We start from the raw sequence: 15168 nt of genomic DNA, 5'->3' as shown, positions 1-15168 counted from the left end.
AAAATAAGCGTAAAAGAAAAATATATAGGATCTTCTTTTTACATAACTCTCCATAATGCTATATAATAGGAGCATACTATTTTCTCGGAGGTCCCAAATGCGCCAAGCCAGTGCTACAGAACTCGCCAAGATGGGGAAATGCGAACGTCAAGTCTACCTTGACCACCATCAAAGATACATCACTTACTGCAAAATTCATCAAACGAGGTAACCGAGAGCACGAACAATTTAATCGCCAGCTTTCTGGTAAAGATAAACGCTGCTTTATTGCAACAGCAGTCTTTGGTATCGATGCTATAGAAACGAATATCCTGCGTCAATTTAGGGATATGCATCTAATACCTTCCAGCCTTGGTCGAATGATTACTTCATTATACTATAGTATATCGCCATATATAGTTATCGTAATTGAAAAGTACCCTGTATTGAAGATTCCAATCCGTGCAGCATTACGCTGGTTTATTAGATCCTGGAGGTAGACATGTCATTCTTTATATTAGTTGCAGTTATTATTCTTTATTGGTGGCTGCGCTCAAGACGAAAATCCAAGTTATCACCATATATGTTAGAGCAATCCTTGCAAATAAATGTTCCGATACCTTTGTGCGGTAAGCCGGATGTCGTATGGGAAAGTCGTGACGGTACTTTGATAGTTGGAGATTACAAAAGCCGTGAGAACCAGCAAGTATATGAATCAGAGGTTATTCAGCTATCTGTATATAAGCTATTGGTTGAAAGAACACAAAAAAGGTCTGTTGCTGACTATGGTTTTATTCATTTCAAAAATAAAAATATGAAAAAAGTATCTTTAATGAAGGAAAACGAAATTATTGCTTTGTATTATCGGTATTGGGATGTGATAGCAGGTGAGGTAGTAGCTTGTGCTGCTAATAATAAAAACTATTGTAAATATTGTTCGCATAAGCATGAGTGTAGCTAAAATAAATCCCCTGATAAGTTTGGACTTACCAGGGGATTTGCTTTATACTATAGCGTAAAGGAAAAATAATCTCAATCTAGAATTTTTACAATACAGCAAAGCCTTCTTTTTAAGTACTTGGCCAGGCTCTTTATCTTTCCAGTCAAAAATAGTACGTTGATGAATTCCAAGCTCTTCAGCCATTTCGACCTTAGTATGTCCATGATAGAAACGAGCCTTCTCCAGTTTTTCGAAAAAAGTATCTTCAGGCATATTTTCAAAGCAACCTATAAACCATATTGGCTGTTCAAGTTTAGTGGCCAACTTACGTAATTCATTTCTATATTCTGATCGAATTTTCCATTAAATACTGTATTATCTAGGTTGTGATGTGTACGCATGTCCGTGCACATCACAACCTGGGAGAAAACAAACTTTACGTGTATATTTACATCTGGTCTATCTTTCCCTTCTATATGTTCCGTGCAAACAATTACTTCACGTACGAGCTGCTTAACAATGCTCCGTTTAGTTTCAAATGTAATTTCGTCTGAGCGTTTATCTCTTAAATCCTTTAAAAGCATAATAATGTCCTTTTTGCGATTAACTTCATCGTTAGTCGCAAGAAGGGCATTTTTTAATTCTTTCTGTCGGTCTTCGAGAGCAATTCGTTCATTGATGATTTTAGAAAGCTGTTCTTCAACATCTTTAGCGGTTACAAGTTGTTTTCTATATAAATCAAGAATGGATTGTTTTTCTGTATCCTTTTGAGAGAGTGAGGATTTGATCAGCTGTAATTCATGTTCTATCGAAATATTGCTTTTTTCTATTTCTGGTGAAAGGTCAGATATTAATTGTCCAGGATTGTTAATAAAGCTAACACAATCTTTCCAAACCTTTTCATCTAACCAGTCTGTAGGTATGTTTTTAGCTTTGCATTTTCCTAGAAACTTGCCTCTATAGGAAGTTTTCCCATTACATACATAATAACCAGTACGTAGTCCTTTTTCGTCTGAATAACCTGTTCCAGAGAAATTTAAACCACATAGTGAACATTTAACAAGAGAACGGAGTAAGTACTTATACTTTGCACAACGTACAGCTTCTAGTTGATTATCTTTTAATACAAGTTGAGCTTTATTCCAAGTAGCTTCATCTACAATAGCAGGTACTTCGCGCTCAATTAATTCTCTTACTTTTCTAGTTCGTTTACCGTACTCATGAACCCCTTTATAAGTAGTCTGCACGATCATGCTTCTAACACGTCCTGGTAACCATGTACTTGCGAGTTTTACTTTACGTTTGCCACTTGGGACTTTATGACCTTCAATTACATATTTCGTAGGAAGGCCTAGAGCATTTAAATAGTCAGCGATTTTATATGTACTCATATTTTGTTCTACGGTAAGTCGAAAAACCAATCTTACTACATCCATTTCTGACATATCAAAACCAGGAAGGGGAGTATCACTAATAGCAAGGAACCCTTATTTATCAATATGGTATCCATATGGACAAATACCACCAAGCCATTTTCCATTGCGTGCTGCTCGATTGGCGCCATGCCAAAGTCGATCAAGAATATTGCTGCGTTCTAAGTCAGCAACACCGGCAAGGATCGTGAGTAAGAAGCGACCAGAGGGATCGCTAGTATCAAACGGTTCTGTCATAGATTTAATCTTTATTCTATATTGCTCTAAAGTGTGTACACCATTCAAGATAGTTCTGGCACTACGACCAAAACGGTCAAGACGATAGAAGAGGAGAGTATCAAATTTCTTCTCCTGTGCGTCCTGGAGCATGATAGAGGCTTCTGGGTTTTCTATATACCTTTGTCGGCTTGATCGTCAGTACTGACTGGTCAAACACGAACATAGATGGCAATATTCATATTGTCACTAGTCCGCATAAAAATCACCCTCTTTTCATGTATTTAAATAATTACTACTCTTGGAGATGTGTGTGATTAGTACGTATGTTCGATTGAACGATTAAACGATTAAACGATTAAAGAAAAAGGCGGATGCACCGCCTTGTCTATATAATACCATTCTAAAAGCCTAAACGGAATCCGCTTAGTTTAAAATATTTATATCCGTATATAAGTTTGGACTATTTTCGATTATAGAAACAACTTGATTCCATTGCTCTGCATTCAAAAATGCTTGTCCATCTTTTAACACGTAAGCTGGAATTCTTCCTGTAACACCTTGGCCAAAACTAGCTACTGATAAAATACCATCAGCAATTAGTATTGATACGCCATTAGCAGCAGGGATTGGGGAGATGTTTTCAATAAATAGTTGTCGATTATTGTTGCTCTCATTTCGAACTAGTATTCATTATTCTAATATAATTTTTAACATAAGGATTAATTGATTTTCTTATATTTCTTATAAAATCTGCCTTATCAAGATGTAAGCTCCAACAATGACTATATCCGTAATCAAAGATTTCATTAGTATTCATGTTTTCCATATCACATTTTATAAATTCTTCGCGAAAATATTTAAGGGAGTCTAAATTATTTGAGTAAAATTCAATTACTAAATCATTGCTATTTGAACTTTGATAGATATTTTCATAAATGCCAATGGAGATGCTATTATCTCTAAACAGGTATTTATTGATAAAAAGTTGATTTGTGCAATCATAATACTCACCTGGAGGTGACTTATAGTCACTCCAACCATATGATAAATTTTCTGCAATAAGATAAGCTTTTATCTCATTGTAAATTTCTTTAATTCTCAAGTTTCTTTCATCATTAAAAGGTATAACATCTTGTGCCATTGTTGATATAAAGTCTTCTAACGTTCGCCTTTTCTCAGGGATAACTAGTTCATGCATTGCACTTTCATATTCATATATTTCTATTCCAGCAAGATTACAAGCCAATCGTGATTCGGCAGAGCAACTTGGTACAACTAAAATCAGTATGGGTATACATAATTTTTTTTCAAAGACTGCACTTAATAATGAAGATTCTGATTGGAGTTCACACAATACTTTAGTTTTATATTCTAGGATTTGTCCTATATTTTCCCGATAAAATGGTACCTTTTTAAATTCTACGATAACAGGTCTTTTGGTCCGTCGATCCTTTAAGAGTAAATCAATCCTATTTCCACCAGGTAGTACATATTCCAAACCTTTATTAGCTAATTCAGGAATTATTTCATAATCCAAATTTAATAACCAAGGGAAATCACAGATTAATTGTTGTACTTCTTTTTCTTGTAAGCTTGAAACACTACTACTCATACAATAAGCTCCTTATAAGTTATTCTTAAGACCACATTAATTACTTTATTTTTTTAAGTAGGAAATTCCTTCTTAAAATTTCAATTATAGAAAATTACGGATTATGGCTTCTCTTAAATACATGTAGGAAAAACCTGCACTGCATGAAGAGTTCTTCGGCTATTTGCTGGACAATGAATGAGACTAGGTTATGCTGTCTCACTGCAAGCTTGAGAATAAAGTTGTCCAAATGCAGGTCCTTGCTATGTAAAATTAATGTTACTATATCATTTATTACCATAAAATGGTATAATTCTTTATGCATTTAGATGTATAAGTCTATGCAATGAGTGTTACAGGTAAATGAGGAGGCTGTGATATGTTCAACATTAGAGACAAAAAGCAAAGGGTTAGTATCTTTTTTTCACTATTTTTAATAATGGTATTTTTCGTAAATATGTACAGCAGCAATGTTTCGGCAAGCCTAGGAAAATCCAATAATCTGTACATTATAAAACAAGATGGAAAGTATGGATATATGGATCGGGATGGTAAGGTTGTCATTAAACCAATGTATTTAAGGGCAAAGGATTTTGCCGAGGGTGTTGCTCCTGTGATGATGGAGGACCATAACTGGGGCATTCTTAATACAAAAGGGGAAGTTCTGTGTATATGGAAAAATGTTGACGAAATTAATGAATTTTCCGAAGGCCTGGCAGTGGTGAGACAGAGGGTTAAATATGGGTATATAGATAAAAAACAACTGGTAATTCCTATTAAGTTTGATAACGCCTATGAGTTTTCCGAAGGGATGGCCGCTGTTGCAATTCGAGAAGGAAATACATTGGCTGAAAGATTAAATGCAAAATATGGATATATTGATAAGAGTGGAAATCTAGTTATTGATTATCAATTCAGGGCAGTAGGAAAGTTTAAAGAAGGGTTAGCTCCTGTGTCTTCAGCAACAACGGGTTATAGCTGGGGATACATTGATAAAACAGGTCAATATGTACTTGAAGCTAAATACTTTGTTGCTAGAGACTTTTCGGAGGGGCTTGCTCCGGTCTCACAGGGTTTGGGGAAATCCGGTTTCATTGATCATAAGGGGAATTTCGTCATTCCCCCAAAATATAGTTGGTCATATAGTTTCTCGGAAGGAATTGCCCGTGTAGTAGTCGGAGATAAAATAGAACTTAATTCCAATGGTATGAAAGTGATTGAGCAAGGAAAGTATGGTTATATTAACAACTCTGGAGAATTTGTTATTCAGCCAATGTTTAACTATGCTGAGGATTTTAAAGAGGGTTTAGCTCGAGTATATGATAAGCACTTAGGCTTTGGGGATGATAAATACGAGGGTGTCAGTTTAGGCTATATTGATAAAAATGGAAGTATCATACGGCAATTGACAAAGTAGGGGGGAACATAGTTAGCAACCAAAAGCTTTGCAGAGCAATTTGAAATTGAAATGAACGCGCTGAAGGATTATGGTAAAGTCGCTCGAAATTCAGCTGGAAATGGATATTTACACCTTTTAAGTAAGGGAGATTAATTAGTTTAGTCCCAGTTCAACCAGAGCGGGCACAGGAAGTTCTTTTAGAATTGATTGATACTAGAGGGCTTACTGCGCTCAATGCAAGGATGACGCTTGCGGAGTGGGGAAAGGGAAATCTAAAGTTTGACTAATGGCGGAACTGAAGGTATTATCGGGGTTTCCAGCTAAGTCTAAGAGGTCAGTGGAAGTGAAAATCCACTGACCTCTCTTTTTTATGTCCTCATATTAAACATAAAAGCTAACGGGCATATCCGTTAGCTTCTTAAGAGCCGTAATAATCTACGCTACAACCAATACCGATTACATACCTATACGCAATCTTTCAACTACCCACAAGCATGCACGACAATGATCTTTGCCCGACTGTCGCAACCGAGCCGATCGCTAAAAAAAATATATATTACCTATCTATATATTTAGATGGATGTATCTGCTAACGTTTTATATTATGATAGATAGGATCATTTTAAAGTGGGAGCTATCAAGGCGGATATTTTTACTTGGGAGGAGTCATAACCATTCGTCGCTTGACCTGATACGCAGAACCGTATCACTAGTAACGACGAAAAACTATAAGAAAGGCATAGCCTATCCATTAGTGGAGTAGTGCTGTGCCATCATTAGACTAGAACGGTTAATACAACAAAGGGAGAAGAAAATATGCATTCATCGCTACGCAATAATCAATATTTTGTAAAAGAACATGTAGGAATGTTCAAAGCAGCAAATAACTATGACATTTTTGATCCTCATACGAACCAGAAGATTCTCGAATGCAGAGAGCCAAACCTTGGTTTTTTCACCAAGCTGCTTCGATTTACAGATTACAAGAAGATGACCCCGTTTAATATAGAAATTCGTACTCCGGACGGCCAACTAGTCTGTTCAGTGAAGCGCGGCATATCCATATTTTTATCAAAAGTTGATGTTTTTGACGAAAATGGAAGCATAGTTGGTCGCTTCAAACAAAAGCTATTTTCCATTGGTGGAAAATTTGAAGTTCTAAGCCCAGAGGATGCCATCCTTTGCACTCTACAAGGAAAATGGACAAGTTGGGATTTCCGCTTTATCCAAGGCAGTACTGAACTTGCCAACGTCTCAAAAAAATGGGCGGGACTAGGAAAAGAACTTTTTACATCTGCCGACAACTACATGCTTTCAATCAATGGCTCGGTTGATAAAGATGACAATATACGTACACTTGTATTGGCATCGGTTATGTGTATCGATATGGTTATGAAAGAATAATTACAACTCAACAAGAAGACAATTATCAACCTTACGGTCTACAAACCTTACAAACCACTATGGGAATGTGAAGAAGTGAAATTCAATAAAAGAAAAAATGGATATTTTTAGAAATGAGGACTAACCTAATGACACCTTTTTCTTTATGGCTACAAATATATATTGAAGAAAATAATCTATCTCAGGCAGACCTTTGTAGAAAGACTGGTTTTGATGATTAGTAAGAAGATCTTTGTATACCTGCAATATCACATAGCTTCTGTATTGGATAGTTTTCCTTCTCATAAAGCTCCTGGATTGCCTGATAGATCGCATCGTATTTTATTTGGCTTAGAACCGCCACCTTTCTATTTCTTCCAACTTTTTTTAAAAATCGATCTCCATTTGCTGCCTTTTGTTCTTAGCTTCAAGAAGTTTATTCTCAGCACTCAATTTTTCAATCTCGGACATTTCGTCCAGCGTCTTTCTTTTGCCACGTTTATCTTGCAGCGCTTCTACGTCCGCATAGTTATTCTGGTGTTCGATGCAATATTTAACGATTTCCACTCGTTCCTCATAGTTGGTTTTACGACCTTTAGTCATGATAGGTACTCCTCCCGTTCCAGAAGATTTTAACTTCTCATGACTATTATACTTTGAAATCCAGCTTCGCAGTTGACGGGTTGATTTAATTCCGTATTTTTTACAAAGGTCCATATGAGAACCACTACCAGATAGATAATCCATCACGACTGTTTCTTTCAACTCCGAAGAATAGGATAGGTTTTTCGAGGTTTCCTGTAGCCCTTCTGGTCCTAAAGACTGATACCTTGCTAACCATCGCCTAATGCTTGTATTGGTCACCTTTAATTGCTTTGACAGATCGTTCATGGAGTATTCATTCCGTAGGTACTTTTCAACTGCATCAATGCGTTCTTCATATGAAACCGTAAATTTGCTCCCCATAAAAAATATGCTCCTTCCTTGCAATAGACAGTTTTATTATTTCAACTGTCTATTGCAAGGGCAATGTCATTAAGTTAAGCAAAATAGAACGCTTACATCGATAAAAGTAGATGTAAACGTTCTATTTTTATATTTGCTAGTCATATAAAAAAACACTTGACAAATAGTCGAAAATTTGCAGCTCTGCCCTTGAAATATAAAGATTCGAGGGAGGACGCATATGAAACCAACCGAAGTAAAAGAAATACTTTCACACATAATAAGTACTATATCAGATGATCCATCTGATTTTTTGCAAAATCCATCAAAGGACTTTACAAGGAATCGAAAACTATCATTTGAAACAATCATTAAAATGATGATTGGCATGGGTGGAAATAGTTTATGTAAAGAAATATATGATTGGTTCAATTATGCAGAAGATACCGCATCTGTTTCTGCCTTTGTTCAGCAAAGGCAGAAAATTTCATCTAAAGCTATGGAATATATTTTTAGAGAAATGGTTAAACAATGTGACGAGCAGATTTTATTTAAAGGATATCGTCTTCTTGCTGTAGATGGATCTGATATAAGATTACCTAAAAATAAAAATGACGATAATTCTCATATCAAAAATGACGATAATACTAAAGGATATAATCTTCTTCATCTTGATGCTATGTATGATTTGATGCAACATAATTATGTTGATGCTTCAATACAAAGTAAAAAAGGTATGAATGAACATAAGGCTCTGGTATCAATGATTGAAAAATCTGAAGCAACTGGAAGTGTTATTGTTATAGCTGATAGAGGATACGAATCTTTTAATAATATTGCTCATTTTCAAGAAAAGAATTGGAATTATATTATACGTTCAAAAGAATCCTACGGTATTAAATATGAAACTCCTGATAGTGATGAATTCGATAAAGAAACCACCATCACCCTTACTCGGAGAAAAACGAAAGATACAATAGCATTGATTAAAGAAAATCCTGATAGATATCGTTGGATTCAACCTCATACAACGTTTGATTACTTACTGCCTAGAGAAAACAAGATGTATGATTTGAAATTTAGAATTGTTCGATTTAAAATTTCAAATACCACTTATGAAACGTTATTCACAAATTTACCTGCGAATGAATTTCCTGCTGAAGTTTTGAAAGAATTATATAAAATGCGATGGGGTATCGAAACTTCATTCAAAGAATTAAAATATGATGTTGGATTAGCCAGCATTCATAGTAAAAAGCAAGATTTTGTACTTCAAGAAATTTTTTCAAAGTTAATTATGTACAATTTTGCAGCTTTAATATCTTATCAAGTAGAACATCCAAAAGATAAAAGAATCAATTTCGCTAAAGCGATACATTTTTGTTATCAGTATTTCAAGAGCAAAATTTCTGAAAGATGTCTTTTGAAAATTGTGCAAAAATTTATGTCTCAAATACGTCCTGGCAGAGTATTTGAAAGATATCAAAATATTAAAAAGGCTGTCGGGTTTGCATATAGAATTTCTTAAAACAACTCTTCATATCTACATGTTGTACAGATGGCTTATAACGTCATCTGCTTTTGGTATGTTTAAATCATAAAAATGGTGAACACTTATCATAGCGTTCACCATTTTTTGATACATTAACCTGCTCTTAACTACTTAACTTAATGACATTGCCCTTGCAATAGACAGTTGAAATAATAAAACTGTCTATTGCAAGGGGAGCATATCAAAAAGCAAGACGGTACCTTTTTTCTAAGTTATTTTTTTTGCTCCTTAATTCGCTCTAAAATACCAGTTTCTCGTACTGTTTTAGATAATGTTTGGTTATCGTACAGCCATTTTGCTTGGGATTCTTCGGGATTCAAATATTCAAATTGCAGTCCATTATTCTCTACATTTTTTTGGAATTCCGGCTCAGCAATGATAGCTTTTAAACCATTAGCTAGCTTATCTTTTACCTCAAGAGGCATTTCCTTAGGAGCTGCCACGCCTATCCAATAACTAAATACAATATCTTTCCCTAGCTCTTTAAATGTTGGCACATTCGCAAAAGCAGGATCAGCTAACCGCTGTTCTCCAGTCACTGCCAACGCTCTTAGCGTGCCATTTTTCAGATGCTCTCTGACTATTGCCGTACTCGTAAAAATAGCCTGAACATGCCCCCCCAGTAAAGATCTCAACGATTCTGATCCACCTTGAAAAGGAACAGGCTGAAGAGTAATGCCAGTCGATTGTGCGAACATTTCGCTAAGCAAATGCGGCAACGAACCTACACCACTGTTACCAAATTTAAATTGGCCTGGATGCTGGCGAGCATCCTTTACTAAATCGTCAACATTTTGCCAAGGCTGATTAGCTTGAACTACCATTATAAATGGTGACGACGAAACTTGTGCAAGCGGCTCTAATGCGGTGGGATAATTGTATTTAGTCAGGCTGTACATTGGATGTAATATGATTTCAACTCCGGTAATACCAATGGTATAGCCATCCGGTGTAGTCCCAGCCAGTTCATTCCAGGCTAAGGTTCCTGCTCCTCCAGGCTTGTTAACAACAATCAGTGGTTGGCCCAAATGCTGGATGGCTGTCTTTTCTAGTGCCCGAGCTATCAGATCCAGAGAACCCCCAGCGCTAAAAGGTACGATTATGGTAATGGGTTTCTCCGGATATTTGTTAGTTGTCGTTACCGCTTTGGGCTCCATAACGGTACAACCTCCTATTATTATTGAGATAAGTAACAAACATACTACCACTAAAATAAATGCTTTTTTCTGCAATATCGTTTTCCTCCTTTTATTAATAATCTGTTATAATCTTACTTTAAATACAATATACTCCATTTAATTCATTGTTTCTCCAATAAATGGGAATAACCCTTTTTATTTAGTCAAAATAAATCTAAATATAGCTGATATTATACTAAAATGTTTACGTAAAGAAAAAATGCCGCCAAACTCATAAGAGTACGCGGCATTTTTTGTGCATACTTATTAACGTGTGAGCAAATATCCTCCTACAGCAGTCCCAATTATCCATCCAATACGTTCCTTCTTGCGGGAGGATTTTTCTTTATCTAGCTCCTTTTTATGTACTAAAGCCTGTTTTTCTAATTCCTGATTCGCGATCAACCGCGCCTGGGCATTCGCCATATCGGTTACATCTATTTTAGTGGTGGATGTCGTTGAAAATCTAAGCTCCCCATTTTCGCCAATTATAACATCAGGCTGTCCGGATACGTTCGGAACTTCAACTTCTTGACCATGCACTATAGCAATAACCTTACCTTGACGCTCAACAAATTGCAGGATAGCTCCTTCCTGGCTAGGTGCTTGCACGGCAACCTCTCTGATCGTTTCTGTTTTGGTGTTTATAACTTGCGGTGGTAATGTAACAACAGTTTGAGTATTAGCTTTTTGAGTTTGATCAATGATATGTTGTTTCCACTCTTTGTACTCAGCAGTACCCAAATAAAAGAGAGTCAGCAATACTGCTAACCCTAAAAGATATTTCCAGTTGTTTGAGATAAATGTTTTGGCAGTATTTAGATTAATCATGTTTAATGCCTCCTATGCCGATAATTTTGGTAATACAAGAATATCGTTTAGCTTGTCAAAATAAGATTGTAAAGCTTTTTTACGATCATTAAAATCTGGTATTGCAACAACTAATCCAACTCTGCAATTAAGCGGTGTTAATGTCAAACCATGGCTAACTATTAATGGAGTGTTAGAGGTGTATGTATATTCGCTTGATAACCACACATTTGTACCAGCACCTTTGTTTGCCTGTACAAATGCCGTTGTCGCAATTTGCGTCGTGTTAGTGCCTACTGTAGCAGTTGGAGCTGCCGGAATTCCCGTAAATGTGGGAGAGGCAAGTGCAGCGCGTGTGGTGTCTGTGGGGTGTATATGCCCTTCACGAGCAAATTTACCATTATCTGCACCAGCGGTTGCAGTACCATTAACCAAAGGTGTGGCACTAGATGCCATTGAATGACCATAGTTACTTGCACTTGATACTCCATAGGTTGTAGAGGTTGAAGCATTTGATATTCACTTCCATCGGAAAGCTTCACAATAAAGCCGCCATCTTTAGTTATAATATCAGCATTATTGATACTATCGAAAATGCCATACATCATATGTCCCATTAAATCTTTAACTCTTCTATCCATCTGCTTTATCCCCTTTTCGTTTAGCGTTGTTACATTAATCACTTACTACGCCTTTAAAGTCAAGGGGGTTGAATGTATACTTGCTATCTTCTTTGATTCTTTATCTGTATTAAACTTTTTCGTATCACATCTCAAAACAGTCTTATCTTTACATTTAGCCTGTATCAAATGAGTTGTATCTCGCGTGCATTCATGGCCTTGATTGTATGCACAATCTGTATAGCATTTCACTGTATCACCTCATTTTTCATATAAAAAAAGGCCCGCAATGCAGGCTGAACTAAGGTTTATTATAAATTCAAGAAATATTCTTTTCCAAAGGTACTCAAAGGTATCCAAAGGTATTCCAAAGGTTATTTTTACGTAAAATTAGCAACAGCTACCAATCTATATTTTATCCGACGACCGTTTATCTTTTCATGATACTCACCTCTCTATTTAACTATCATACAATATATTAATTGGCGATAAAGGAGGATATACTTATGGGTTTTGGCTTTGGAGGCGGTCGTAATGGCTTCGGCGGTTCCGGCTGCATTATTATTATAATTATCATCTTATTATTTTTCTGCTTCGATAATAACGATTGTTCCTCTGATTGTTAATTTTTAAAACTAACCCGCCAAACCGTATACTCTTGCAACCACGTTTCCACCAAAACGTGGTTATTTTTTTTGCATAAGAAAAGCGCCCTAAAAGGACGCTTGACAACGATAATATCAACAGCAGTCATTATTACATTGATGACACTTACAGTCATGATGAAAATCGTGATCACACCAAGGGCACTTATGACAATCATTGTGACATTTGTTATGACATTTAGGACACTCACATTCATCATGCCAATCACAGTCATGATGAAAGTTATGATCACACTTAGGGCATTTATGCCAATCTTTCTCACACTCATGATGACATTTTGGACATTGGTGATGTATCTCAATGTGGCACTTACAATCATGATCGGATTCAAAGCTATTCATTTTTCCACCTCTTTTTCACATTATTCTATATATAATATGTAAATTTAGTGAAATGGCTCCAAATATTTGATCAAAAAAAGAACCGCCTACATTTGTAAGCGGTTTGGAGTTCGTTATATTTACTTCACAATACCATATTACCACGGCCAAACTGACATATCTATGAAGCCCATCAATCCCGAAAATCAAGGCGCTAAGCTTTTCACGTGTGTCTTTCATGTCACGATAATATGTCCTCTCGTCAATTTTTTCACGCTTAACAATATCTAAAATGCTATAATCATCAAAATAAAAATCTCTTCAAATACGATAGCGCCTATTATTTTCTTCTCTCTTTGACTTTTCACAATAGGCTTTATATAGCTCAAGCATTTCGTCAATATGGCTTAATATAATCTTTGTTCTTATAGTGCTTTTCTTGATTGACTCAATATACATGTCTTTATCGTAGTTTTCAATTGAATCAAGCACGTCAACGACATTATTAGCCTCAATGATTTGATGCTTGTCATAAACTGCATTCGCGCAATGATCTTGCAATAAGCTGTAATTATCCAGCAATAACTTCGTATTCCTCAATCTTTTATCATGACGTGTTCTTTTCTTTCTGACTTTGCTGTGCAAGATAACTCATTGTTGCATTACGGCCGCTTCAGCTGCTAGTTTAATAATTAATTCCTTATCCATGTCATCATCCCCCACAAATTAAATATAAAATGCCGACACTCCTAGTAATCCCAGGTAGTGTCGGCTTCCGTTCGTCGGTCAGCCAATTATTCTTTTTTCTCCGGACGAATACTCTGCCGTATATCGACTCGGGTGACTTCACCGTTTTGTATGATAAAATCTAGATTCCCAATTTTGAGGGAATCTAGCTGGTCTTTAGAGTTGTTAATTTGCTGTATAAGATCATTGCTTAATGTCATCCTTATCTCCTTGAAGATGTTGATCCTCCCATTTTGAGGCTGCACTCTACTGGATTTATTATCTTTTTTTCCCAATACTTAACTTTAGGTCCACATTCTTCTAATCTTTCGCATCCACTACTTATCGACTCACCTACGTGCTTACAATTAATACACCATTTCTTTCTCATTTAATTCACCGTCCCATTCCCACAATCTCTGTTTCCCCTGGATCAATCCGCTGAACGTTAGCGAGTATCCAAGCATAACGCCCTAGGGTAAAATCACCAAATTCATATTCATTGCCCATTACTTTCGTTTCGTTTTCCAAAACAGCAACCACTCGCTTTTCAGTACCGATCTTGAGCGAAACCCGTCCTCTGAGTTGCCCATGATCTGGTTTCTATCTTTTTAGCACCGCAGCCATTAGGCTTGCCCACGGTTGCAAGATGGTTATTGCTTTCATTATGTCAGCCTTCTTTCTGATGTATAGTAATCGTAAAATATACCAACACTTAAACATAAGTAATTTTGATGGGGTTGATTTATATGCCTTATGATATTTATGAAATTGGAAGACTGTCGGCGAGCGTATCTTACCAACATTGGATTTCTAAGGAACTTTTTTCTTTTGGTTGGCTCGTTACGGTTGGTGCACTTATCGTTACCTATGGTATATGGTTTAAATTAGTTGATAAACGAAGAATAAAAGACCTACTGTTGTTAGGCTCACTCTGCGCCGTAGCTTTTACTGTAATAGATACTACTCTTATCGGTTTTTTGGGATTATGGAGTTTTAAAATCAGACTCTTCCCATTTCAACCGCCCTTATTCATAGTAGGTCTTACTATGGGACCAATAATGTATATGTTAGTATTCCAATATACTTCTTCATGGAAAAATTTCTTTCTATGGAATGGTATCGGTTGTGCGGTTATAGTTTTTGGTATCTTGCCTTTATATTCTCTACTAGGTATTTTCCAACTATATAAATGGAACTGGTTCTTTCACTTTTTGCTTTTCTTCTTAGTTGGAACTGTGGCCAGAGGGCTTCTCTACTGGTTTACTAGCATAGAACAAAGCCAGGTTGCTTCAAAACATGTGAACGTTTTTCCACTACCAGTAGCAATCAAACCACTGATTGGCAATAATGATAAGCCAGATAATGATCAATGATCACTCTTCTTATGACTGTTCTTTTGAGCAG

18 protein-coding genes are annotated in these 15168 nt (G+C 36.2%); 6 read left to right on the top strand and 12 right to left on the bottom strand.

Annotated elements, in window-relative coordinates:
* Window positions 1-110: 110 nt before the first annotated feature.
* Window positions 111-479, top strand: coding sequence for a CFI-box-CTERM domain-containing protein (locus JBW_RS10925; protein ID WP_235334186.1), 369 nt, complete (start codon window positions 111-113; stop codon window positions 477-479).
* Between the two features lie 2 nt (window positions 480-481).
* Entirely contained in the window at window positions 482-940 is a 459-nt protein-coding gene (locus JBW_RS10920; RefSeq protein WP_007959525.1) for a CRISPR-associated protein Cas4, read from the top strand.
* 42 nt (window positions 941-982) lie between these two features.
* On the opposite strand, the gene JBW_RS23780 is transcribed toward JBW_RS10920, so the two are convergent.
* The 4 genes from JBW_RS23780 to JBW_RS10905 all read right to left on the bottom strand — a co-directional run bounded on the left by JBW_RS23780 (window position 983) and on the right by JBW_RS10905 (window position 4183).
* Window positions 983-1192 (bottom strand): terminase gpP N-terminus-related DNA-binding protein, encoded by a 210-nt coding sequence (locus JBW_RS23780; RefSeq protein WP_052697331.1) that lies wholly within the window; start codon window positions 1190-1192, stop codon window positions 983-985.
* A gap of 14 nt (window positions 1193-1206) precedes the next feature.
* Window positions 1207-2364 carry a recombinase family protein gene (locus JBW_RS10910; protein ID WP_007959520.1) on the bottom strand — a complete coding sequence of 386 codons (1158 nt, stop codon included), beginning with the start codon at window positions 2362-2364 and terminating at the stop codon, window positions 1207-1209.
* Between the two features lie 42 nt (window positions 2365-2406).
* A complete protein-coding gene (locus JBW_RS23775) occupies window positions 2407-2745 on the bottom strand; it encodes a recombinase family protein (protein WP_268747895.1) in 339 nt (112 codons plus the stop codon).
* Between the two features lie 496 nt (window positions 2746-3241).
* Window positions 3242-4183: a hypothetical protein gene (locus tag JBW_RS10905; RefSeq protein ID WP_007959511.1), complete on the bottom strand. Its 942-nt coding sequence runs from the start codon at window positions 4181-4183 to the stop codon at window positions 3242-3244.
* 358 nt (window positions 4184-4541) lie between these two features.
* Between JBW_RS10905 and JBW_RS10900 the strand changes: the two genes are divergently transcribed.
* Window positions 4542-5579, top strand: coding sequence for a WG repeat-containing protein (locus JBW_RS10900; RefSeq protein WP_007959509.1), 1038 nt, complete (start codon window positions 4542-4544; stop codon window positions 5577-5579).
* Window positions 5580-6377: 798 nt separating this feature from the next.
* Window positions 6378-6965 carry a phospholipid scramblase-related protein gene (locus tag JBW_RS10895; protein ID WP_007959508.1) on the top strand — a complete coding sequence of 196 codons (588 nt, stop codon included), beginning with the start codon at window positions 6378-6380 and terminating at the stop codon, window positions 6963-6965.
* Window positions 6966-7331: 366 nt separating this feature from the next.
* On the opposite strand, the gene JBW_RS10890 is transcribed toward JBW_RS10895, so the two are convergent.
* Complete coding sequence (locus tag JBW_RS10890; protein WP_045820613.1) at window positions 7332-7910, bottom strand: helix-turn-helix domain-containing protein; 579 nt, start codon at window positions 7908-7910, stop codon at window positions 7332-7334.
* A 220-nt stretch (window positions 7911-8130) separates the two neighbouring features.
* Here JBW_RS10890 and JBW_RS10885 point away from each other — a divergent pair, with 220 nt between their 5' ends.
* Window positions 8131-9417 carry an IS4 family transposase gene (locus JBW_RS10885; protein ID WP_007960864.1) on the top strand — a complete coding sequence of 429 codons (1287 nt, stop codon included), beginning with the start codon at window positions 8131-8133 and terminating at the stop codon, window positions 9415-9417.
* Between the two features lie 236 nt (window positions 9418-9653).
* On the opposite strand, the gene JBW_RS10880 is transcribed toward JBW_RS10885, so the two are convergent.
* The 7 genes from JBW_RS10880 to JBW_RS24985 all read right to left on the bottom strand — a co-directional run bounded on the left by JBW_RS10880 (window position 9654) and on the right by JBW_RS24985 (window position 14304).
* Window positions 9654-10598, bottom strand: coding sequence for a tripartite tricarboxylate transporter substrate binding protein (locus JBW_RS10880; RefSeq protein WP_045820612.1), 945 nt, complete (start codon window positions 10596-10598; stop codon window positions 9654-9656).
* Between the two features lie 288 nt (window positions 10599-10886).
* On the bottom strand, window positions 10887-11450 hold the full coding sequence (locus JBW_RS10875) for a hypothetical protein (RefSeq protein ID WP_007957405.1): 564 nt from the start codon (window positions 11448-11450) through the stop codon (window positions 10887-10889).
* 12 nt (window positions 11451-11462) lie between these two features.
* Window positions 11463-11885 (bottom strand): hypothetical protein, encoded by a 423-nt coding sequence (locus JBW_RS10870; RefSeq protein WP_045820611.1) that lies wholly within the window; start codon window positions 11883-11885, stop codon window positions 11463-11465.
* A gap of 786 nt (window positions 11886-12671) precedes the next feature.
* Complete coding sequence (locus JBW_RS10865) at window positions 12672-13034, bottom strand: hypothetical protein (RefSeq protein ID WP_036681231.1); 363 nt, start codon at window positions 13032-13034, stop codon at window positions 12672-12674.
* A gap of 322 nt (window positions 13035-13356) precedes the next feature.
* Window positions 13357-13635 (bottom strand): hypothetical protein, encoded by a 279-nt coding sequence (locus JBW_RS10860; RefSeq protein ID WP_144408441.1) that lies wholly within the window; start codon window positions 13633-13635, stop codon window positions 13357-13359.
* 194 nt (window positions 13636-13829) lie between these two features.
* Window positions 13830-14057 carry a hypothetical protein gene (locus tag JBW_RS24990; RefSeq protein WP_158453458.1) on the bottom strand — a complete coding sequence of 76 codons (228 nt, stop codon included), beginning with the start codon at window positions 14055-14057 and terminating at the stop codon, window positions 13830-13832.
* Between the two features lie 100 nt (window positions 14058-14157).
* Complete coding sequence (locus JBW_RS24985; RefSeq protein WP_158453457.1) at window positions 14158-14304, bottom strand: hypothetical protein; 147 nt, start codon at window positions 14302-14304, stop codon at window positions 14158-14160.
* A gap of 206 nt (window positions 14305-14510) precedes the next feature.
* On the opposite strand from JBW_RS24985, the gene JBW_RS10855 reads away from it, so the two are divergent.
* Window positions 14511-15137, top strand: coding sequence for a CBO0543 family protein (locus JBW_RS10855; protein ID WP_036681233.1), 627 nt, complete (start codon window positions 14511-14513; stop codon window positions 15135-15137).
* Window positions 15138-15168 lie beyond the last annotated feature (31 nt).

The organism is Pelosinus fermentans JBW45 (genome assembly GCF_000271665.2).
Taxonomy (GTDB): Bacteria; Bacillota; Negativicutes; order DSM-13327; family DSM-13327; genus Pelosinus; species Pelosinus baikalensis.
The sequence above is the reverse complement of the archived record's forward strand: the minus strand, read 5'-3'. Positions and strand labels throughout refer to the sequence as shown.

What these genes read in the sequence shown, in the direction of transcription:
- JBW_RS10895 (WP_007959508.1), top strand. Translation starts at nt 6,378, where the DNA reads ATGCATTCATCGCTACGCAATAATCAATATTTTGTAAAAGAACATGTA.
- JBW_RS10880 (WP_045820612.1), bottom strand. Translation starts at nt 10,598, where the DNA reads ATGGAGCCCAAAGCGGTAACGACAACTAACAAATATCCGGAGAAACCC.
- JBW_RS10905 (WP_007959511.1), bottom strand. Translation starts at nt 4,183, where the DNA reads ATGAGTAGTAGTGTTTCAAGCTTACAAGAAAAAGAAGTACAACAATTA.
- JBW_RS10900 (WP_007959509.1), top strand. Translation starts at nt 4,542, where the DNA reads ATGTTCAACATTAGAGACAAAAAGCAAAGGGTTAGTATCTTTTTTTCA.
- JBW_RS10865 (WP_036681231.1), bottom strand. Translation starts at nt 13,034, where the DNA reads ATGATTGTAAGTGCCACATTGAGATACATCACCAATGTCCAAAATGTC.
- JBW_RS10910 (WP_007959520.1), bottom strand. Translation starts at nt 2,364, where the DNA reads ATGTCAGAAATGGATGTAGTAAGATTGGTTTTTCGACTTACCGTAGAA.
- JBW_RS10870 (WP_045820611.1), bottom strand. Translation starts at nt 11,885, where the DNA reads ATGGCATCTAGTGCCACACCTTTGGTTAATGGTACTGCAACCGCTGGT.
- JBW_RS23780 (WP_052697331.1), bottom strand. Translation starts at nt 1,192, where the DNA reads ATGCCTGAAGATACTTTTTTCGAAAAACTGGAGAAGGCTCGTTTCTAT.
- JBW_RS10885 (WP_007960864.1), top strand. Translation starts at nt 8,131, where the DNA reads ATGAAACCAACCGAAGTAAAAGAAATACTTTCACACATAATAAGTACT.
- JBW_RS10875 (WP_007957405.1), bottom strand. Translation starts at nt 11,450, where the DNA reads ATGATTAATCTAAATACTGCCAAAACATTTATCTCAAACAACTGGAAA.
- JBW_RS10890 (WP_045820613.1), bottom strand. Translation starts at nt 7,910, where the DNA reads ATGGGGAGCAAATTTACGGTTTCATATGAAGAACGCATTGATGCAGTT.
- JBW_RS10855 (WP_036681233.1), top strand. Translation starts at nt 14,511, where the DNA reads ATGCCTTATGATATTTATGAAATTGGAAGACTGTCGGCGAGCGTATCT.
- JBW_RS10920 (WP_007959525.1), top strand. Translation starts at nt 482, where the DNA reads ATGTCATTCTTTATATTAGTTGCAGTTATTATTCTTTATTGGTGGCTG.